Below are 20,748 nucleotides of genomic sequence, written 5' to 3' on the forward strand. Positions count from 1 at the left end.
AGGCATCAAAAATGGGTAAGCATACAGGTTTTCTCGAAGTCGATCGCCAAGAAGCACGCTATGAGCCAGCTTCAGATCGCGTCCGTCACTATAATGAATTCACCGTGCCCCTCACTGAAGGTGAGATTGTGCGCCAAGCCTCACGGTGCATGGATTGCGGCATTCCCTATTGTCACGGCAATACGGGCTGCCCGGTAAACAACCAAATCCCAGATTGGAACGATTTGGTGTATCAGCGGGATTGGGAAGAAGCGTCCATGAACCTTCATTCCACCAACAACTTCCCTGAATTTACGGGCCGCATTTGCCCCGCTCCATGTGAAGAAGCATGTACGCTCAATTTGGAAGACGCTCCCGTCACCATCAAAACCATTGAGCAAACCATCGCAGACCGTGCCATTAAAAATGGCTGGCTGAAGCCACAAATTGCCGAAAAGAAAACCGGCAAAAAAGTTGCGATTGTTGGCTCTGGCCCTGCAGGCATGGCCGCAGCACAGCAATTGGCACGTGCGGGCCATGAAGTGCATGTTTATGAGCGCGAAGCGAAAGCTGGCGGTCTGCTGCGTTATGGCATTCCTGATTTCAAAATGGAAAAGCACCATATTGATTGGCGCATTGAACAGATGGAAGCCGAAGGCGTCATCTTCCATTACAACGAAAATATCGGCGTAAGCCGCTCCTTCGCTAATCTGCGCAAAAACCACGATGCCGTGCTGTTGGCCGGTGGTGCCGAACATCCACGCGATCCAGGGTGTAACGGGCAGGATTTGGGCGGCGTGCACTTCGCCATGCCATATCTTACCCAGCAAAACAAGCGCGTCAGCGGCGAAGAAATTGGCGATGAAGACCCAATTCTTGCCAATGGCAAACGTGTTGTGGTGATCGGCGGTGGCGACACTGCATCTGACTGTGTGGGCACAGCATTCCGTCAAGGCGCTGTTTCAGTAACGCAGCTGGATATCCGTCCACAGCCCCCTGAAAAAGAAGACAAGCTGACAAGCTGGCCGCATTGGGCGATCAAAATGCGCACCTCTTCCTCTCAGGCTGAAGGCGCCAATCGCGAATTTCAGGCAGCAACGCTTGAAATCGTCGGCAATGATCTTGGCCACGTTACAGGCGTCAAATGCTCTCGCGTTGACGAAAGCAGAAAGCCTATTGAAGACGGTGAGTTCATTTTGCGCGCTGATCTTGTATTGATGGCGATTGGTTTCGCACATCCAATTCAAGAAGGCTTGCTGGCTGAATTGGGCGCGGATCTCGACCCACGCAAAAACCTGTTCGCGGACACATTGTCCTATCGCACATCTGCCGATGGCGTTTATGCGGCAGGCGACATGCGTCGCGGCCAATCTCTTGTGGTTTGGGCCATTCGCGAAGGCCGTCAGGCCGCACGCGCAATCGATATGGATTTGATGGGCGCCACCAATCTGCCCCGCTAAATTCTAATCTTATCTATTCCAACAGCCGGGGAAGCTCTTCTTCGGCTGTTGGGTCAATCCCCACACCAAACGCATCTGCCCGGCCAATTGGCGCATCCATAAGCTGCTGCAACCGTACGCTAGGCGTAGACTGGGCGGCCTTCACCACCAGACCACCAGCATCCGCCCGCGGTTTATCGCCCAACGGCCGCACCGCACCCGCCACTTCCAACATCCGCACTTGGCTTAGGCCCTGAAATGGAGGTCGCTGCAATTGCGCAGCATCGCTATTGGCCAACGGGTCCGCTACAGCAATCGTAATGCTGCCGCCGCGATAAAATGTCTTCACTGATTTATCGACGAAAAACGCCAACTTGTCATTGCCGCGCGCTGTAAAATGAATGCCATCCCCCTTGCGCATTTGTGCGTTTTGGCCATTCAGGTCTGGGCCATAGGCTGTGTAATTGCCATCCTCATCCACAAACCGCTCATAAATGTCGACAAATTCTGCGCCATATTCATAAGCCACCAAACGGTGAAGAGAAGAGATTTGGCTCATCGCGGATGAATAAGAGCCGGACCGCATTGGCGGCAGCCCCACCCAAACAACGGGTTTGTTTACTGCTTTGAGTTGGGAGATAAATTGACCAATTCGATCGCGGTAGGCAGTACGCCATTCGTCTGTCAGCGGGTCAAAAACGCCACTGCTCGACCGCAAAACCTGTCGATCATTGGTGCCGATGGCCACCACCACCATGTCAAAATCATCCGCGCCAATACGCTCAGCAATGGCGGCATTCCAATCATAATAATCGTCGCGCACAAAGCCAGACGATCCAACGCCTGCGCCAATAATTTTCAGCTGCGGATCTTCTGCATAAAACCGATCAAGCCCTTTGGCCAGATCAATCGACAAACTATCACCGATCACCAAAAGCCGCGTCGCATCTGGCGCTTTCTCAATGGTGTTCACCTTAACAGGTGCAGCCACGCTGGGTGCACTTCGCCGCGGCGTCGTGCGCTGTTGTTGCTGAGGTTTAGGTTGCTCTTTTTTGCGACCAAACAAAATATCGAACAGGGTGCGTCGCTCGCCGCTATTGTTCTGCGCCACTTCAATACGTTCTTGCGCCACGGCAGAATGTGGCGCAATGCCAACCGCCATTGGCAGCGCCAACGCCAGCAACATCATCAGCCAAAGTGCACGCATATTCAGTTTCATAAGAGTTGATCTACCACATCATTGCGCCATCAGCACATCAAAAACCTGTTTGGTGGCAAATCCATCGACCACAAGTCCCGCATGTGCCTGCCAATCACGCAAAGCTTCTTGGCTGATCGGCCCCAATCGACCATCCACCCCACCTTTGTAAAATCCCAATTGCTTGAGTTTATTTTGCAGGGCAACCCGCTGTTCGCGATTAAGGAACGTCGTATTGCGCGGCCAGTCTTGTGCAAATGGCCCGACACCTTTCAGTCGGTCAGTCAGGTGAGCCACAGTCAGCGCGTAAGAATCCGCAAAATTATAACCCTTAAACGCCAAATAGTTGCGTCCCATCAAAAATTTGGGGCCATTTTTGCCAGCAGGCACATATAGGAAAACGGGTTGGTTCATATCACCAAACTCGCGTCCCGCAACCCGGCGCACGCCCCGTTCTGCAAAAAAGCGAACATCGCGCAATTGCTCGCGTCCGGCCAAGCGATAATCAAAACCTTGCGGCAGGGTCACTTCCATGCCCCAATCTTCCCCCGGCACATAACCAAGCGATAAAAGCCAGCGTGCAGAGGAAGCCAAAGAATCGGCCAATGAGTTATGCACGTCGATTTTGCCATCACGATCAAAATCAGTCGCCAATTTGCTATAGGCCGTTGGCATAATTTGCAGATGCCCCATTGCCCCGGCCCATGATCCTTTTTGATCAACAGGCATCTTGCCTGCCTGCATTAGTTTCAGCACCAACAGCAATTCTTGCTTGTCCGCATCCACGCGTCCCCTGCGCTGATGCACCAAAGAGAAAAGCGAACGGATCACAGGCTTGAAATAGATATCGCTACTCATGATGGTGCCATAATTGGTTTCGATGCCCCAAATGGCAGCGAGCACATAGGGGTCAACACCATAGGCTGCAGCCACCTGATCAAAAACCGCCCGGTTCGCCTTCAGCTTTTGCTGCCCCTGTTTGATTTTGGCAGCGTCCACGCGCTTATCAACATAGTCCCAAATTGGGCGCTCAAATTCAGGCTGTGTGGCTTGGGCCACCTTGATTTTTGGGTCAGGCGTCAACCCATTGGTCACCCGACGATAGAAATCACGCGAAATCCCGGCGGCCACGGCCTCGCGTTCAAAACTTTTAATAAAATCTGGAAAACCTTGCTGTGGTGCCGCAAAACCGAACTGCGGCACCATCAAAAAACACATAAAAATCAAAGCGCGCAAAAACATAATTGTCCCCCTATTCCCGCTTTGATTGTGCCGTTCTATTTAGGCAATTTCCGGGCGATCATTCCGGGTTAAAAGATATTTTTCCCAAGCATAGGCATTGTTCACAATGCCATCCAGATCATCATATTGCGGTGTCCAACCAAGCATAGCCCGCACGCGATCAGCGCCCGCCACAACCGCAGCCGGATCACCTGCACGGCGATCTGTTTCCCGCGCCGTAAAATCGACCCCAGTTACATTTTTCACGGTATCAACCACTTCGCGCACACTATAGCCCCGGCCATAGCCGCAGTTCAGCGTGGTAGAAAGTCCGCCATCGCGCAAATAATTCAGCAGCAGACCATGCGCGGCCACCAAGTCGCTCACATGGATATAGTCGCGCAGTGCCGTGCCATCCGGTGTTTCATAATCAGTGCCGAAGATTTGCATTTCGTCACGTTGGCCCAAAGCCGCCTGACAAGCCACCTTGATCAAATGCGTCGCCCGCGGGGTGGATTGGCCCAAGCGTCCCTTCGGGTCTGCGCCTGCAACGTTGAAATAGCGCAAAACGCCATAGCGCAATGGATGCGCTGCGGCCACATCTTGCAGCATCATTTCGCTCATCAATTTTGATCGACCATAAGGCGACATCGGGTTGAGCTGCGCATCCTCAAACACAGGATCATTGCCAGTCATGCCGTAAACTGCTGCAGTTGAGGAGAAAATAAAGTGCTCCACGCCGCCCTTCACGGCAGCCTCGATCAAATTGCGCGTGGTCGCCGTGTTGTTTTGATAATATTTCAGCGGATTTTCCACTGATTCAGGCACAACAATTGACCCTGCAAAATGCAAAATGGACTTGATGCCGTGGGTTTTGATCAATTCTTCGACCAGTTCAGTGTCGCCAGCATGGCCCTCAACAAAAACGGCGCGATCATCAATAGCCCATTGGAAACCTGTGATCAGATTATCCAAAACCACCACTTTTTCGCCCTCATCCACCAGATGAAGCACCATATGCCCGCCAATATAGCCAGCACCACCCGTGACCAACACGCTCATCTTATTGTCCCTTAACTTAATTCTAATGTGTTGCCATCTAACTGGCAAAGGGTTGCGATTAGCTTTAAACGCACCTAATTATGCTTATAAATTTATTGAATAGGGGAAAAAATTGGCCAAAAAAGTTCGCACCGCAGTCTTTCCTGTCGCCGGCTTGGGCACACGCTTTTTGCCAGCCACTAAAGCCATGCCAAAAGAAATGCTGCCTGTGGTGGATAAACCCCTCATTCAATATGCGGTTGATGAAGCCCGCGAAGCCGGGATTGAACATTTTGTGTTCGTCACAGGCCGCAATAAGGGCGTGATTGAAGATCATTTCGACAAGCAGGTCGAATTGGAAATCACCCTACATCAGCGCAAAAAGACCGACATGCTGCAAATGCTGGACGAAGGCTTGCCGCGTCCGGGCCAAACCAGCTTTACCCGTCAGCAGGAACCTCTTGGCCTGGGCCACGCGGTTTGGTGCGCACGTGACATTGTGGGCAGCGAGCCGTTTGCTCTGTTGCTGCCAGATATGTTGATGCGGTCCGAGCCTGGCGTGTTGAGCCAGATGGTCGAAAGCTACAATCAAAATGGCGGCAACGTTATTGCAGTTGAAGAAGTCGACCCAGAAGAAGTAAGTTCTTACGGTATTGTGGGCCGCGGCGAAGGCCCAGATGAAGCATTTGAAATTACGCAGATGGTGGAAAAGCCCGCCAAAGAAGATGCTCCATCAAACTTGATCATCTCAGGCCGCTATATTTTGCAGCCCGAAATTTTTGATTTGATCTCAAAACAGTCAAAAGGTGCTGGCGGCGAAATTCAGATCACCGATGCCATGGGCAAACTCATGGAAACGCAAAAATTCACAGGTGTGAAATATAAAGGCCAAAGCTTTGACTGTGGGTCAAAAATCGGCTTCCTCACCGCCAATGTGGTGTTTGCGTTGGACCGCCCAGATATTGCGCAGGGCTTTCAGCGCGAGCTGCAATCTTTGGACCCAAGCTTCCTGAAAGGCCTGATTAAGGACGCGTAAAACGCAGTCCCGCTTCAATGCTATTGGTGCGGCTGCCGCCGTCAACGCTGTCTTCCCGCACCTCATAGCGATATCCCGCATAGGCTGAGGCATAGCTATTGATCACATAGGTGCCTTCCAGCCCAACGCCAAAGCGGCCTGCATTGCGGTCACTGCCTTGATAATGTTCACGGCCAAAATCTGCACTCAGCGCATAGCCAAGCCGATCATTAATCTGCTGGCTGAACCCGAGCGAAAGACTATCGGTGATTTTGCTGGCCTCGCCCGGTTCGGTGGCCGGGCTAAGGGCTGTGTCTGCACTAACTTCCAGTGAAGCGCTATTGCCAATTTGATAAGTAACCGCCGCACCGTACGAAGTCGTCAAAACCGTGTTGAGGCTCGCATCATCATAAGTGCGCCGCAATTGCCCAATCGACACTTCCCCGCTCAACCGTTCTTTAAAGTTCGCGCTAAGCCCGAGCCGATTATCAAAAGTCCATCCATCCCGCTTTGCCGACAGAGTCGCGGAAGCTTGGTCATAGATCGAGCGGGTAATGTCCGTATCGTAAAATACGCTCACAATCGGCGTCAGCTCACGGCTCGCCCGCCCCCCAACATTGATGGCCCAGCTATTTTGATCGCGATTATCCACCAAGCTGTCATCATCCAGCTTGGTCGCCCCGATTTGTGAGCGGGCCAGGCCGCCACGGGCTTCAAAAGCAGTTTTGTTGAATTGATGGGAAAGGGTGGCGCTGGCACCAAAATCTTGGCTCAAAGGCGCCTCTGCCACATTGCTCGGCAAATCATCGCTGTCCAAACGAGGCAAATTTAAACCATAGCTCAACCCAGCATCCAGCTTGGTGCGGCGTGTAAATTGATAGCTGACATTGCCACCAAGATTTAGGCTACGCACACCGCCCTGCTCGGCCTGATACTTATCTATCGTTGCTGAAGCACTACCACTTAATGTCCAGTCTTCATCGCTTCGGGTCGCGGAAATCTCGGGCACAGCTTCAAAAAAATTCTGCCCCACCCCATCTTTCATTTCATAGCCGCCCCGTAGGGTAAGGCCAGTTGAAATATCAAAGGGATAAAGCAAATCCTGCGCAAAAGCGCCGGGCGTGAATACCATCCATGCGCACCCACCCAACAGGGCAACGCGCAGCAATTTTGTGCTGAATCTTTCAAGTGCAGAAAACGCGCCCGTGGGCAAAAACATAATGATACTCAACCGAAACAATATGGAAATTCTTGCCTGCATCATGCCCATTTATGGTTAATGAACCGTTGAAGAACACCAATCAAAATCAGCGAAACACCTCGCTAAGCCATTAACTTTAAACAATAATTCCGCTCACTTAATTTTTACATCACAACATCGCGCCATTAACAGCTGATTAGCCTTAACAAGTTAGACTGGCCATAAGTTTGACCTAGCACCCGTTTGGGTTGCAGTAAGGAGTAGGGTCGCATGGATTTAGCCACAATTATCGGCATGGTCGCCGGTGCTGCGTTTATTGCGCTTGCCATTTTTATGGGTGGGTCATTTTCCCAATTTGTTGATCCCCCATCTTTGATGATCGTGATTGGCGGCGGTTTGGCTGCAACCTTAATTCGCTTTCCTTTTGCCGGTGTGATCAGCGCCTTTTCAACAGGCGGCAAAGTGGCCTTCACCCACAAGAAGGTCGATCCGCGCGAATTGATCGATAAGATTGCCGAAATGGGCGACATCGTGCGCCGCTCTGGTCCTTTGGGCTTGGAAAATGTTGAGGTTGAAGAACCCAATTTGCGCAAAGGCGCGCAATACATTGCTGACGGCTATGACGCCGCTTTCATCCGCGAAGCCATGGAACTTGAGCGCGATCACTACATCACACGCCTTTCTGAAGGACAGCGCGTGTTTAAAAGCCTCGGCGATGCTGCGCCCGCCTTTGGCATGATCGGTACGTTGGTTGGCTTGGTGCAAATGTTGGCCAACATGGAAGATCCATCTGCCATTGGTCCAGCGATGGCCGTGGCCTTGTTGACCACCATGTATGGCGCGGTGATCGCAAACTTGGTGTGTTTGCCTATCGCCGACAAGCTTTCGGCAAAGCTGGAAGTTGAAGAGATCAACCAAACACTGATCATCGACGGCATCATGTCCATCCGCGACGGCAAGAGCCCGGCGCTAATCACCCAAATGCTGACAGCTTACCTGCCTGAAAAAGCGCGGGAAAATCTGGAAGACGCAGCATAAGTTAGCTGAGGGACAAGTAAAATGGCCAGAAAGAAAAAAGCAGCAGGCGGTAGCGAAATCCCAGAATGGTTGGTCACATTTGCTGACCTGATGTCCATTCTGGTGTGTTTCTTCGTGTTGATTATTTCTTTCTCCATTCAGGATGAGTTGAAACTGCAGGTGGTGGCTGGCTCTTTGAAGGACGCATTTGGCGTGATCAAAGTGGAGCAACGCGCGGGCATCATTGAACGCGATGGTAACCCCCAGCGCGACTATGTGAAAACGCTGACACTTGATGACGAAGTCACCCAAACTGAGTTCCAAGAACAGCAACATGACGACCGGACCAAGCAAGGGCCGGAAGCCAACACCCATGATATTGAGCGTTCAGAGGTGGAAAAGCCACGCCAATTCGCGTTGGCAACAACCACCTTGCGTCAAGCTTGGCAAGAACTACCAGAAATCACTTTCGTGGCCGACAATCTGTTGATCGAAGAAACAGAAGAAGGGCTGCACATTCAAATTGTAGACCAAGAAGGCCGCGCCATGTTCCCAGAAGGGTCGAAATACCCTTATGAGGTGACACGCAAAGCCATTGAAGTCATGACCCCGATTTTGAAAAGCCTGCCAAACCAAATCAAGGTGACTGGCCATGTGGCCTCTGGCGGTATTTATCAAACCGAGACCTATGGCAAATGGGATCTATCGACCGACCGCGCCAATATCGTACGCCGCGTGATGGAAGAATATGGCATGCCAACTGAGCGCTTCTTCTCCGTGGTCGGCAAGGGTGAAAGCGAACCTTTGTTCCCGAACGATCCTTATCTTTCCGCCAACCAGCGCATTTCAATCTTATTGATGAAAGAAGAGCCACCTGTTCCTATCGAGCTACGCCCCTAACTCTTCAAGATAGCGCAAAACACGCTCCCGATGGGGCGCGATAGTGGTTAGCAAAAAGGTCAAAAACGCATCTGTTTTCGCTGAGTCATTGCGTCGCCGATGATAGAGCGCCACCCGATTGCCGCGATGTTCAATAAGCTGCGGCAACACATGCACCAGCTTGCCAGCCGCAATATATTCCAGCGCATAATCGGCCGGTAAATTGGCAATGCCCACCCCCTGCAACGCACACGCATTCAGGGTTTTATAGCTGTTGGTGCGGAATATCGCATCACATTCAATCGACACCATGTCCGTACCGACTTTTAGCTGCCAAATATCCTGTTTGCGCGGCCAGTCAAAATATAACAGCTTATGTTCATATAAATCATCGATGGCGTGCGGCGTGCCTGCACGCTCTAAATAAGCAGGGGACGCCACCAGAAAATTCACGTGGGGCAGCAGCTCTAACGCGAAAAACGGGCTATCTTGCCCAGGCACATGGGTGCGAATGGCAACATCAATATTGTTGCTCACCAAATCGAGATAACGACGGTCCGTATCGAAATCGATCATCAATTCAGGGTAGGCCATGCAAAACTCAGGCAATTTACTGCTAAGCATATGCTCGCTAAACGCAACAGGCGCGGTCACATGCAGCGTACCCCGCATTTCGTCACCCATACGCAATCTATCCTCAACCAGCTGCACGTCGCGCAAAACGCGCGTCACTGTGCGCAGATAATCTGCGCCCTCGTCACTCAACACCATGTGCCGTGTGGTGCGGCGAAACAGGGCAATGCCTAAGCGTTGTTCCAACTGGCCAATAGTTTTGCTCACCGAAGAAGCGGGAATCGCCAAGGCTATTGCCGCACGGGCAAAGTTCCCCTCCTGCGCCACAGCCGCAAAAACCCGCATTTGCTGATATTGATCCACTCGCCGCGACATCTACACCCCATTCATTCTATTAAAGAACTTATTTAATGCATTTTAGCGCAATTGTCCGGCTATAATTTCACGAATAAACACGCGGCAAAGGAGTTTTTCCATGTCGCACACGCCACTCGCCGCACCATCGAGCACCTATTCATTTTCACCAAAACTATTGATTTTGCTGTTCAGTGGCACCCTCATCACATCACTCGCCCAAGGGTTTATGTTGATTGGCGTGCCATGGATAATCGTTCAAATGCCCGGCGGCACAGAATTGTTGGGCGCGGCCTCCTTCATCCTCAACCTGATTATCTTTTTCTCCGGTCCCGCCTTGGGCACATGGATGGACCGCATAAACCGCAAAACCAGTTTTGTCGGCATTCGGTTTTTAGCCGCGTTTGGCTTGCTTATCGCCGCACTGCTCAGCCAATCCCAGGCAACTTTGCCTGCCGCGCTGGTGCTCAGTTTGACGCTGGTAAATTTCATCGTGACGTTCGATCAAAGCGCTCGCGTTGCTTATGCTCAGGCTTTGTTGGAAAGCCGTAATTTCCGCGCTGTCAACACCCTGTTCGAGTTGCAAAATCAAGGGGGAAACCTGCTGGTAGGCGCCAGCCTCGCCTTGGTCATTCACGATATGTCGCCGCAAACATTGCTATGGGCACTAATGGCGCTTTTCATTCTGTCAGGCTTGTTATTGGCAATGCTGCCGAAAACGGCCCCCGCCCCAACCATTGCAAAGAAATCTTTATTGGCTGCACTTGGCGAAGCCGCAACTTATCTCAAAACCCGCCCCCGCCTCACCTTGATTTCACTGGTCAGTTTCGGCCCTTATATCTGCGTGCAAACAGGCAACTTCCTCGTGCCGGTGCTGTTGGTAAAAATGCTGAATGGCACCATTGAAGATTTTGCGATTTTCGAAATCAGCTTTGCATTGGGCGCACTTGGCGTTGCACTCTCCATCAAGTTCGCCAACAGGTTGAGCCCGTTTACGCTGATGACTATCTCAATGGTCAGTTTCGCCAGCTGGACTCTCAGTCAGGTCATTTGGCCAAGCATGCTCACCATCATTTGGTTTGCCTTTTTTGCAGGTTGGGGGAACTCCACCATTCGCATCGCCCGCAATTCATGGCTTATGGATGAAGTGCCGCAACATATGATGGGCCGCATTCTGTCCTTTTTCCAAACAGCAATGATCGCGATGAAAACCATAGCGCTTGGCCTTGCTGCGTGGCTGGTCACCAGCTTCAGCCCATGGCATGCATTGGCGATGGTGGGAATTGCTCAAACAGGCGCGACAATTGTGATGATCATTGTCGGCCACCTCAAATATAAAGAGGGGCCAGCGGCCCCTCACATCAAGTGATTATTTGGTAGCGTCCAGTGCCTCAACATTTAAGGCGGTGGCCGTAGCCGAAACCACCTTCACCCGGCTTTGCGCCGGCATATCCGGCCCTTCAACAAGCCACCAGCTGTCGCCCACCTTCATCCGGCCTTTGCCATTCACAATCGGCTCATCAAGGCTATAGGTGCCCCCAACCAGCTTTTGCTGGCGGGCATTGAGAAACGGACGATCAGACGCGCCGCCTTTCCCTTTGAAATAGACTGTCCATACGGCCACACCGGCAATGGACAAAACGCCAAACAGCAACCATTGAAACTGCCAGCTCAAAATACCGGTAAAGGCTTGAATGCCCACAGCGATCGCGGCAAGGCCAAACCAAACCACAACCCCGCCGGGCACCAACAGCTCAATGCCCAACAGCGCAAAGCCAGCAATGATCCATGCCCAAGGCCCAAGTGAAGTGAACCAGTTAATCAGCTCCATTTAGCTCTCCTTATTGCCACTGTTTGGCACTCGTGAGCTTGAGCGCTTTTGCTTACTTTCTTCGCCAAACGCCTCTTTGGCAATTTCCGCAACACCGCCGATCGCGCCAATCACATTGGCTGCCTCAAGGGGCATCATCAGCACTTTTTGGTTTGGTGATTTAGCAATTTGCTCCAACGCGCTGATATAGTTGTTGGCCACAAAATAATTGATTGCCTGCACGTCACCTGCTGCAATCGCTTCAGACACCATTTGCGTGGCTTTGGCTTCCGCTTCAGCGGCCCGTTCCCGCGCTTCCGCATCACGGAATGCGGCCTCACGCCGACCCTCCGCTTCCAAAACGAGAGATTGCTTCTCGCCCTCTGCTTCCAAAATCGCGCTTTGGCGACGGCCTTCACTTTCCAAAATGGTGGCGCGCTTTTCCCGCTCCGCCTTCATCTGGCGGCCCATGCTTTCCACAAGGTCAGCTGGCGGATCAATATCTTTGATCTCAATCCGGGTGGTTTTCACACCCCAAGGGGAAACCGCTTGATCAACCACATGCAGCAACCGTGCATTGATCTCGTCGCGGTTCGACAGCAATTCATCCAAATCCATAGACCCCATCACCGTTCTGATGTTGGTCATGGTCAGGTTCAAAATTGCTGTTTCCAGCTGGTTCACCTCATAGCTTGCCGCTGCCGCATCCATCACTTGGAAAAAGTTGACACCGTTCACTTTCACAGTGGCGTTGTCGCGGGTGATTACCTCTTGTGAAGGCACATCCAACACCCGTTCCATCATGTTCATCTTGCGGCCAATCGTGTCCACAAAAGGCACAATAATGTTTAGGCCCGGCGTAAGGGTGCGGGTGTAACGCCCGAAGCGTTCAACTGTGAAGTTAAAGCCCTGTGGCACGGTTTTCACCCCTGCCACCAAAACCAAAATAATCAGCACCACTGCCGCAATAATGGCAATAGAAAAACCGTCCATAACGCCCACCTTCAAGCAAATTAATTAATTGGTGCGGGCATTATGAAACGTTTGGCAGGGGAAAGAAAGCGGTTTATGCCCCGCTGGCCCTTGTCTGTTAAATCCAGCCTTGCAACTCGCGGCGCACAACGCTTTCAATCACGTCCATGCCCGGGTCGGTAGCATTCAAGCAAGGGATATAGGCATATTTCTCGCCGCCCGCTTCCATGAACTCCTCTTGCCCTTCCATGGCAATTTCCTCAAGCGTTTCCAAGCAATCAACAGAGAAGCCGGGAGTCAAAATAGCCACTTTTTTCACGCCAAGGCTCGGCAGTTCTTCCAAGGTTTTATCCGTATAAGGCTGCAACCATTCTTCAGGGCCAAAGCGCGACTGGAAGGTCACCATCATCTTATCTTCTGCCCACCCCAACTTCTCACGCACCAACCGCGTGGTTTTAAAGCATTGGCAGTGATAAGGATCACCCTTCATCAAATAGCTTTTGGGCACACCGTGGTAAGAGGTGATCACCAAGTCAGGCTTAAAGTCGAGCTTTTCCAGCCCATCAGTGATCGACTTGGCAATCGCATCAATATAGGCAGGATCTTCAAAATAAGCAGGTGCCGTGCGCACGGCAGGTTGCCAGCGCATCTTTTTCAAATGATCAAACGCTTTGTCGTTAGCCGTTGCTGTGGTGCTGGCTGCATATTGCGGATAAAGCGGCGCCAGCAAAATCTTGTCGCATCCTTGCGCTTTCAGCCGATCAATTGCATCGGCAGTGGAAGGGTTGCCATAGCGCATACCAAAATCGACCACCACATCTTGATGCCCTTTTAGCCGCGCGCTCAGCTTATCAACTTGCTCTTTGGCGATCACACGCAGCGGGCTGTCGTCATTTTCCATATCCCAAATTTTATCATATGCCGCGCCAGACTTTTTCGGCCGCGTGGTCAAAACGATCAAATTGAGAATAGGCCACCAGATCGCACGGGGAATTTCAATCACGCGTCGATCAGATAGAAACTCTTTCAAATAACGACGCATGGACCAATAGTCGGTGGCATCAGGCGTACCCAGATTGAGCAGCAAAACGCCAATCTTTTTCGGTTTAACTTCTGGATGATCGGGTGGAAGATGCGAAACCATAATGCCCCTTAAGCGCTAAAGATTTGGGACAGCAAAAACAATTGGCCCGCAATGCGCCAAACCTGCCTGATCAGTCCCCATATAATCAATAAGCACATAACGCATTTTGGGTGCAACTGGTTCACAAAAAAAGGGCGGCCAAATGCCGCCCCTCGAAACCATTTTCTAAAGTTGATTACTCAACTTTGGTAATGCGGTCATCAGTCACTGGCTCATAATCACCGCCCAATTTGGCGATATAGTCGGCCACAACATTCTCAAGGCCTGGGCCAAAGTCATATGCATTCATGCCATTGGTAGCGAACACTTTGTATCCATCGCCACCTGAGCGCATATAATTGTTAGACGCCACACCATAAGTTGCTTCAGGATCAAGCGGTGCGAACGAACCATCATCCTGCATCACTTCAACTGAAACAACACGAGAACCTGGCTCTGCACTTGCGCTCCAAGTATATTTCATGCCCGCAACTTGTGGGAAGCGACCTGCGCCATCTTCAACTTGGCTCAAGCCATTTTCCAGCGCTGCAATCACGTCAGCACCTTTAAGTTCAAAAGTGGCCAATGTGTTTTGGAACGGCAATACGGTCAGCACTTCACCCATGGTGATTTCGCCCGCATCAATTGACGCACGCAAACCGCCACCATTTTGGATGACAATATCAACGCCTTGATCTTTCACCCGGTCCAACATGGCTTCAGTGACCAAAACACCCATAGAGCAAACTTCTGCCCGACATACATTGCGGTCGCCCACAATCTGTGCGGTGCTGTTGCCAACAATTTGTGCTTTGATCTCTTCAAGCGGCGCCGCTTTTTCTTCGATCACAGCCAGCATGTCTTTGTCTTCTGGCACGCGCGCATCCAGCAACCATGGGGCGCCTTCAGCTTCAACAACGTCACCATTATCGTCCCAAGTCACGCTCAGTTCACCCAAATATTTTGAGTATGCATAAGCTTGAACAATCGGCACATTTTTGCCGTTTGGTGCTTCAACCATTGTTGGATATTCGTCCAACAATGTGTGTGAGTGACCACCAACAATCACGTCAATGCCATCAACGGCAGCCGCAATTTCTTTGTCGCGGTTGATGCCAACGTGCGACAGCAAAATGATCTTGTTCACGCCATCAGCTTCAAGTTGAGTGACCATCTTTTTCAAAATATCTTCTGATTGGATGAAGGGCACATTCGGGCCAGGTGAAGACGTTTCCGCTGTGTCTTCAGCCAACACGCCGATAATAGCAACTTTTTCGCCGTCAATTTCTTTCACAATATGGGACGGCACTTTGCCTTTAAGCAAAGGCTCGTCAGCCAAATTTGTGTTGGCGAACAAAACCGGAAAATCAACTGCATCGACAAATTCCGCAAGCTTTTCCGGGCCATCGTCAAATTCGTGGTTGCCCACGGCCATGGCGTCATAGCCAATCATGTTCATCAATTGCGCTGCCAACGCACCTTTATAGGTGGTGTAGAACAATGAGCCCTGGAACTGGTCACCCGCGTCCAAGGTCAGAACATTGAAGCCAGCACCTTCCAAAGCAGAACGGCGGGTATCAATTGCAGTGGCCACACGTGCCATGCCGCCAAAACATTCACCTGCAGCATTATCTTCTGCGCCACAGCCCGAATCATAGGCGTTGATCGGTTGTATCCGTGAATGCACATCATTTGTGTGCAGAATTTTTAGAGAAAAATCCGCAAATGCGGGCGCTGCAACACCAGCCACCGCCATGCCTAGCGTAAGCGCTAAAGCCTGTTTTTTCATTTTGAGTACCCTCCAAAGTTTATGATGCAATCGGTTATAAGCCAGTCTTTGTTTCAGCATTTTGACAAAGCTGCTGAACTGGTCTTTGCCGATGTCCTCCGCACAAGGGCGCACCAAGCACGGCCCCCATGATGTGAAAAAGTTTATGACAGTTTTGTGACAGTCGCAACCGAATTTGACCGATTGGAAAAATCTATCGGCATAAACAGCAGCGCATCCCGTTTTAGAGACGCCAACCACGCTGCGTGAAACTATTGAAGTGCTGTCACGCGTATTCTTTGATCTGCCGATATAAGTCGCTGGTCGTCATTTGAAAAAGCAACGTAATTAATCGAGAGATTGCGCCCGTGGTTTACTGATCTTGTCAATTCCCCGGTCAAAACATCCCAAATTTTGACGATTCCATCATAGCCGCCGCTGGTTGCAACAAGCCGCCCATCAGAAGAAAATGACAAGGCATCTACCGATGATTCTTCCGCCCGAATTTTCCTAATTATTTTCCAATTGTTGGTCGAGAAAATCTCAACCACCCCATTCTCAGAACCCCGCGCAAACATGCTGCCATCCTCAGAGAACTGCATAATTGTCGGTTGATCTAGCTTTGCGGTCTCAATGATGCGATATGGCACCTTGGCGTCAAGATCCCAGATTAGAATACATCCATCACGTCCGCCCCATGCAAGAAGTTTGTGTGCGGCATCATAAGCGTGCAATTGCGCTCCACAATTTCCAACTCGAGTAAAGCTATCAATTTGGTTCCCAGCATCAGAATCATTTCGCACAAAAAATCCAAAATCATCTATTTTATAGGGCGCCCATATCGGCGGACGATATGTAATGCGTTGCTGTGGCCGATCATTGACCACAAATGAGGGGTACTCTTCCCCTTCATAAACAAACGCATCTACATCACCACCTTTGCCATATGCGATGAAGCTAACTGCACTTTCAAACGACAATAACTCGCGCTCTTCACCCGATTTTATGTGAAAAGAAATCAGTTTTTGCGAACTGGAGGTAATCTCCAAAGCAGAGATAACGGTCTCATCCTCTCCCCAATCGAACTGGCGAAACTGGCTGCTGCCATATGAGAAGTTTCGACTATTTTCGCCACTTTCCAAATCCCAAATCGCAAAACGTTCTGCTCCCTGATGATAACTTGCAACTGCAGCAAACCGTGAAGAAGGAGAAAGTGCCAATTCAAAAATTGTATCGTCAATCGGCGGCGTTTCACCCTCGAAACTTTTGTTTGTTGATATCTGCGCCAACTCAGTTTCAGATTGAGGAAGGGAGACGACCTCTGTTCGCTCTGAAGGCGCAGCTTCCTGAGCGGGAATAGGCAACTCAACTCGAAGGTCAGAGTTGACATCAGATTCATTTTCAGCTGTCGGCAATAAATTCTGTTGCGAAGCGCCAATTGGGCATTCACCCTTCACGCACTTAATTGTGAGTTGTAGTGGATCCACATCAAACTGCCAAATCGTCCAGATATTGATTACAGCCAGCACAAAAAGAGCGAGCCCCGTCGCCCCTCTTCGTCGGCCCTGACCAGTTCCGACATATTTCAGATAAATGGCGGCCATTGCCACCAAAAATATCTGACCGGCTATGAAGAAGAAATTTCCCAAAGATCCAAGCGCCGCGAAATGTGAACATTGCTTTATTGTTATCAATAGCTGGCAATTTAACAATCACATTCAAGAATTGGATTTTTGAGGTTGGTCGCCGCTCAATTGCCTGTCACATAGCGATGTTTTTCCTGTGTAAAATGTGCAACCAGATGGCGCATCATGGCTTCGATCCGTTTTGCTTTGCGCAATTCTGGGTGGATCAACACCCAGATCGGCATGTAATCTTGCCACCCCAAAGCCTCCACATGCGATAGATCAGGCTGTGCATCGCCCACGGCTTTGGGCATGCGGGTTATGCCCATGCCTGCGCGCACCAATTGAATGGCACCGATCATATCTTCCGTGCGGGCAGCAACACGGGCGTTGGCACATTTCTTCTGCACCGATTGTGGTATTGCCATGGGCCAAGAATGAAAGGAAATAATCGGCACATCTGCCGTCAAATCACCTGCAGCCAATGGACTTTGCGCCAACCAGCTTGATGACGCGTAAAAGCCAGCTTCCTGATTGGTGAGCTTGCGCCCCCATAAAGTCTCTGGCGGCTCACGCGTCACGCGTATGGCCACATCGGCCTCGCGCTGATGCAAATTTAGCAGATTATTGTCACCAACAAATTCAAGCTTAATATTTGGATATTGCTGCGCAAATGATGAAAGACTGGTGCCCAACTGCGCATCAATCAATGCGGGCGGAATGGTCAACCTGATCGGCCCGCTCAGCCCTTCCTCATGCACAACCAAATGCCGCTCCAGCGCGTGAAATTCAGGCTCAACCCACCGCGCATGATCCAGCACCAGTTGCCCTGCCGCGGTTAGTCTCAACCCAGCAGGCAACCGCTCAAAGAATATAATTTGAGCCTCCGCCTCAGCACGCGCCAAGCGCCGCGAAATGGTGGCATGGGTCACACCCATATAGCGCGCCGCGCCCGCAACGCCGCCATGCCGGTCAATCGCCAGCACCAGCCGCAACACATCCCAATCGCCAATCAGACTATTATTTTCGTACATAGATTGTACTCAGATAGCGAATTTTGCACAAAGTCAATCTTTGCTATCTCTCTTTCATCACAAAGGAGAAACAAATGGCACATTATGCGCTCATCACATTGGTTGTGAAAAACCAAGAAAAATTAGCAGCTTATTTGAAAGTCGGCGGCCCTGCCGTGGCCAAACATCAAGGCATAGCCATTGCCGGTGGCCCTGAAAGTCAGCAATTGCAAAATCCGCATGGTGAAACCAAAGGCGTGGTTTTGGAATTTCCAAGTGCTGAACACATCACTGCATGGCTGGAAGATCCTGAATTGGCAGAAGTTCATGCACTGCGCAATGAAGGCGCAGACGTGACCATCCTATCACTGCCTAAAATTGCCTAAAGAACTAAGGGCTGCGCTAAGCAGCCCTTAAAATCTTCTCCATGGCTTTGCCCTTGGCCAGCTCGTCAATCAACTTATCCAAATAGCGAATTTCGCGCATAAGTGGCTCTTCAATGTCTTCCACGCGCACGCCACAAACAACACCTTTAATCAAGGTCCGATTGTCGTTCATCTTCGGCGCTTGTGCAAAAAATTCTTCCATGCTCACCGCATCGGCCAATTGCTGTTCAAACCCGTTCGCATCATAGCCAGTGAGCCAAAAGATGATGTCATCTACCTCACCTTTGGTGCGCCCTTTGCGCTCTGCTTTAGCCACATAATGCGGGTAAACGCTTTTAAAGCTCATCGCATAAATTTTGTGTGCTGCCATATGGTCCTCGCCAATCTGTAGGCATTATCCAAACAATGCACTCAACAACAAAATAGCACCAAAGCCGAAAACGGTGAAGGCACCCACAAGTTCGGCTATGGTCAGCACTTCGCCCCAAATCTTACCGCCCTTTTGCTCCTGCGCCCGCACCAGGTCTTTGAAATAGACCGCGAGACAGGCCAAAACTGAAACCGTGATCGCCGTACCCAAGCCCATCAAAAAGGTGGCCGCAATCCCGGCGGGTAGCAAATCTTGGCTCAAGGCAAACGCCAAGACGACCAATGCGCCGGAACAAGGGCGCAAACCGACGGACATCACGAGGCCAAGCTGCGCTTTCCAGTCGCGCCCGGCAAACTGCTTTGGCTCAGGCGCATGGTTGCAATGGTCGCAATTGGCCGCATCATGGTCGGGGTGATCATGGTCATGCCCATGATGATGGTGATGCACATGCCCCTTGCCACCGAACCGACGAGCCAGCTTTCGCCACACCAGATAAATCCCGAGCAGCATCACCAAAGCATAAGAGCTTACCGCCATCCAATGGGCCGCATCCGACATGGCGAAACTGGTCAACCGCAATAGACCCGCCGCAATCAGCACAAATGCCACCGCAACAACAGATTGCATCATGGCCGCCGCAAAACTGATCAAAATGCCCTGCCGCAATTCGCGCTCACTCGCCACCATATAGGAGGAGATCACCACCTTGCCATGCCCCGGCCCTGCCGCGTGAAACACGCCATAAAGAAAGCTCAAACCGCCCAAGGCCCAAAAGCCATTCCAATCCTCTTTCAAGAATTGAAGTGCTTCTGTGAGCGCTTGGTAAAATGCTTTTTGCTGGGTGTTGATCCATCCCAAAATCCCAGTGGTGCTGCCCCCCATATTGGGCTCTTGTGGCGGGGCCACAAACGGGCTGCCACCACGCCGCCCAACATTTGATGCGGCTGGCGCGGCGGCTTCATCATTGCTGTCACAGCGCACCACAAGCACATTGGCCAAATCTTTAGCCGCATCAGCCAAATGCGGCGGCAATTGCAACACATCAGGTCCAAGGGCAAACAATTCTTCTTCCAAAGCCGGGTCAATCGGGCGCGGGCCGTTCACTTCCAAACTGCACGCTTCCGGTGCGCCCACCAGCTCCGCTGCGTTTTGCTCAGCAAAGGTGAAGGCCACATAATATTCAGGGTCACCCACCTCAATTTCAAAGGCACGATCAACAGGTCGCGGCACCGCAAAATCGAGCGTAAACGACAAAATCAAATTGGTACCATCAAACACCATGCGCGCATCGCGCCCACGGGCTATTTCCGCATGGCCACTGCCTTCGCCTGCAAAGGTGTAATAGCTATATTCGGCCAGCCCGATCATATTATCTTCAGCAAGTGGCTGCAGTTCTTCTGGCGTCACCTCGCCATCGCCATCTACATCCAAGCCCTGCACAGCCCATGCAGAATAAAGCGCGTCAAAATTCCAACTTTGACGCAGCCCAGCAATCTCTCCCCGCTCGTTGAACAGCACCTCAACTTGCGCATCAGCAAAAATATGCGGATGCGACAAGGCCGCGTGTACGGGCGCCATCACCAAAATGGTCATGGCCAAAATCAGATGCGCTAACCTGCGACGAAAAATATGAAAATATGCCATAGGCCCCCGACAAATAGTTCAACCGCTTTTGCCCGGCAAATACGGCAAAAATCAGTAATAACATTACATATCGTGATTTGCCTCACCTCGCCAATTCTATTTCAGCACCTTAAATTCACC

Annotated in this window: 19 protein-coding genes; 6 read left to right on the forward strand and 13 right to left on the reverse strand. The window is 51.1% G+C overall.

Features of this window, described 5'->3' with window-relative positions; all coding sequences use genetic code 11:
* The first annotated feature begins 11 nt into the window (after nucleotides 1–11).
* Nucleotides 12–1,439: a glutamate synthase subunit beta gene (locus ATL17_RS07260; RefSeq protein ID WP_133572067.1), complete on the forward strand. Its 1,428-nt coding sequence runs from the start codon at nucleotides 12–14 to the stop codon at nucleotides 1,437–1,439.
* Between the two features lie 13 nt (nucleotides 1,440–1,452).
* Here ATL17_RS07260 and ATL17_RS07265 read toward each other — a convergent pair whose 3' ends face one another.
* From ATL17_RS07265 to galE, 3 genes are read right to left on the reverse strand one after another with little or no spacing between them, the layout of a single operon-like run.
* Nucleotides 1,453–2,625, reverse strand: coding sequence for an SGNH/GDSL hydrolase family protein (locus ATL17_RS07265; RefSeq protein ID WP_166638926.1), 1,173 nt, complete (start codon nucleotides 2,623–2,625; stop codon nucleotides 1,453–1,455).
* A gap of 30 nt (nucleotides 2,626–2,655) precedes the next feature.
* Nucleotides 2,656–3,858 (reverse strand): lytic murein transglycosylase, encoded by a 1,203-nt coding sequence (locus tag ATL17_RS07270; protein ID WP_133572069.1) that lies wholly within the window; start codon nucleotides 3,856–3,858, stop codon nucleotides 2,656–2,658.
* Nucleotides 3,859–3,897: 39 nt separating this feature from the next.
* Nucleotides 3,898–4,899, reverse strand: coding sequence for a UDP-glucose 4-epimerase GalE (gene galE / locus ATL17_RS07275; protein ID WP_133572070.1), 1,002 nt, complete (start codon nucleotides 4,897–4,899; stop codon nucleotides 3,898–3,900).
* A 112-nt stretch (nucleotides 4,900–5,011) separates the two neighbouring features.
* On the opposite strand from galE, the gene galU reads away from it, so the two are divergent.
* The gene (galU, locus tag ATL17_RS07280) at nucleotides 5,012–5,914 is read left to right on the forward strand and encodes a UTP--glucose-1-phosphate uridylyltransferase GalU (RefSeq protein ID WP_133572071.1); all 903 of its coding nucleotides are present in this window, start codon (nucleotides 5,012–5,014) and stop codon (nucleotides 5,912–5,914) included.
* On the opposite strand, the gene ATL17_RS07285 is transcribed toward galU, so the two are convergent.
* Nucleotides 5,901–7,025, reverse strand: a complete 1,125-nt coding sequence (locus ATL17_RS07285; RefSeq protein WP_166638927.1) for an outer membrane beta-barrel protein — start codon at nucleotides 7,023–7,025, stop codon at nucleotides 5,901–5,903. The genes galU and ATL17_RS07285 overlap by 14 nt on opposite strands.
* A gap of 339 nt (nucleotides 7,026–7,364) precedes the next feature.
* Between ATL17_RS07285 and ATL17_RS07290 the strand changes: the two genes are divergently transcribed.
* Together ATL17_RS07290 and ATL17_RS07295 are read left to right on the forward strand one after the other, a co-directional pair.
* Entirely contained in the window at nucleotides 7,365–8,132 is a 768-nt protein-coding gene (locus ATL17_RS07290) for a motility protein A (protein ID WP_133572073.1), read from the forward strand.
* A 21-nt stretch (nucleotides 8,133–8,153) separates the two neighbouring features.
* On the forward strand, nucleotides 8,154–9,011 hold the full coding sequence (locus ATL17_RS07295) for an OmpA/MotB family protein (RefSeq protein ID WP_133572074.1): 858 nt from the start codon (nucleotides 8,154–8,156) through the stop codon (nucleotides 9,009–9,011).
* Here ATL17_RS07295 and ATL17_RS07300 read toward each other — a convergent pair.
* Nucleotides 9,000–9,938: a LysR family transcriptional regulator gene (locus ATL17_RS07300; protein ID WP_133572075.1), complete on the reverse strand. Its 939-nt coding sequence runs from the start codon at nucleotides 9,936–9,938 to the stop codon at nucleotides 9,000–9,002. The two genes, ATL17_RS07295 and ATL17_RS07300, sit on opposite strands and share 12 nt — an antisense overlap.
* 100 nt (nucleotides 9,939–10,038) lie before the next feature.
* On the opposite strand from ATL17_RS07300, the gene ATL17_RS07305 reads away from it, so the two are divergent.
* A complete protein-coding gene (locus ATL17_RS07305) occupies nucleotides 10,039–11,286 on the forward strand; it encodes an MFS transporter (protein WP_133572076.1) in 1,248 nt (415 codons plus the stop codon).
* Here ATL17_RS07305 and ATL17_RS07310 read toward each other — a convergent pair whose 3' ends face one another.
* The 6 genes from ATL17_RS07310 to ATL17_RS07335 all read right to left on the reverse strand — a co-directional run bounded on the left by ATL17_RS07310 (nucleotide 11,287) and on the right by ATL17_RS07335 (nucleotide 18,249).
* Nucleotides 11,287–11,748, reverse strand: a complete 462-nt coding sequence (locus ATL17_RS07310; RefSeq protein WP_133572077.1) for an NfeD family protein — start codon at nucleotides 11,746–11,748, stop codon at nucleotides 11,287–11,289.
* Nucleotides 11,749–12,720 (reverse strand): SPFH domain-containing protein, encoded by a 972-nt coding sequence (locus ATL17_RS07315; RefSeq protein ID WP_133572078.1) that lies wholly within the window; start codon nucleotides 12,718–12,720, stop codon nucleotides 11,749–11,751.
* A 97-nt stretch (nucleotides 12,721–12,817) separates the two neighbouring features.
* Entirely contained in the window at nucleotides 12,818–13,843 is a 1,026-nt protein-coding gene (gene hemH / locus ATL17_RS07320) for a ferrochelatase (RefSeq protein ID WP_133572079.1), read from the reverse strand.
* Nucleotides 13,844–14,018: 175 nt separating this feature from the next.
* A complete protein-coding gene (locus ATL17_RS07325; RefSeq protein WP_133572080.1) occupies nucleotides 14,019–15,611 on the reverse strand; it encodes a bifunctional metallophosphatase/5'-nucleotidase in 1,593 nt (530 codons plus the stop codon).
* A 251-nt stretch (nucleotides 15,612–15,862) separates the two neighbouring features.
* The gene (locus ATL17_RS07330) at nucleotides 15,863–17,194 is read right to left on the reverse strand and encodes a WD40 repeat domain-containing protein (protein ID WP_133572081.1); all 1,332 of its coding nucleotides are present in this window, start codon (nucleotides 17,192–17,194) and stop codon (nucleotides 15,863–15,865) included.
* 146 nt (nucleotides 17,195–17,340) lie between these two features.
* On the reverse strand, nucleotides 17,341–18,249 hold the full coding sequence (locus ATL17_RS07335; RefSeq protein ID WP_133572082.1) for a LysR family transcriptional regulator: 909 nt from the start codon (nucleotides 18,247–18,249) through the stop codon (nucleotides 17,341–17,343).
* A gap of 74 nt (nucleotides 18,250–18,323) precedes the next feature.
* On the opposite strand from ATL17_RS07335, the gene ATL17_RS07340 reads away from it, so the two are divergent.
* Nucleotides 18,324–18,614, forward strand: coding sequence for a DUF1330 domain-containing protein (locus ATL17_RS07340; protein WP_133572083.1), 291 nt, complete (start codon nucleotides 18,324–18,326; stop codon nucleotides 18,612–18,614).
* A 16-nt stretch (nucleotides 18,615–18,630) separates the two neighbouring features.
* Here the strand turns inward: ATL17_RS07340 and ATL17_RS07345 are convergent, their stop codons facing one another.
* Complete coding sequence (locus tag ATL17_RS07345) at nucleotides 18,631–18,984, reverse strand: DUF2200 domain-containing protein (RefSeq protein WP_133572084.1); 354 nt, start codon at nucleotides 18,982–18,984, stop codon at nucleotides 18,631–18,633.
* 24 nt (nucleotides 18,985–19,008) lie between these two features.
* A complete protein-coding gene (locus ATL17_RS07350; RefSeq protein ID WP_133572085.1) occupies nucleotides 19,009–20,628 on the reverse strand; it encodes a HoxN/HupN/NixA family nickel/cobalt transporter in 1,620 nt (539 codons plus the stop codon).
* Nucleotides 20,629–20,748: the final 120 nt, after the last annotated feature.

The sequence above is a fragment of the Maritalea mobilis genome (assembly GCF_004363175.1).
Taxonomy (GTDB): Bacteria; Pseudomonadota; Alphaproteobacteria; order Rhizobiales; family Devosiaceae; genus Maritalea; species Maritalea mobilis.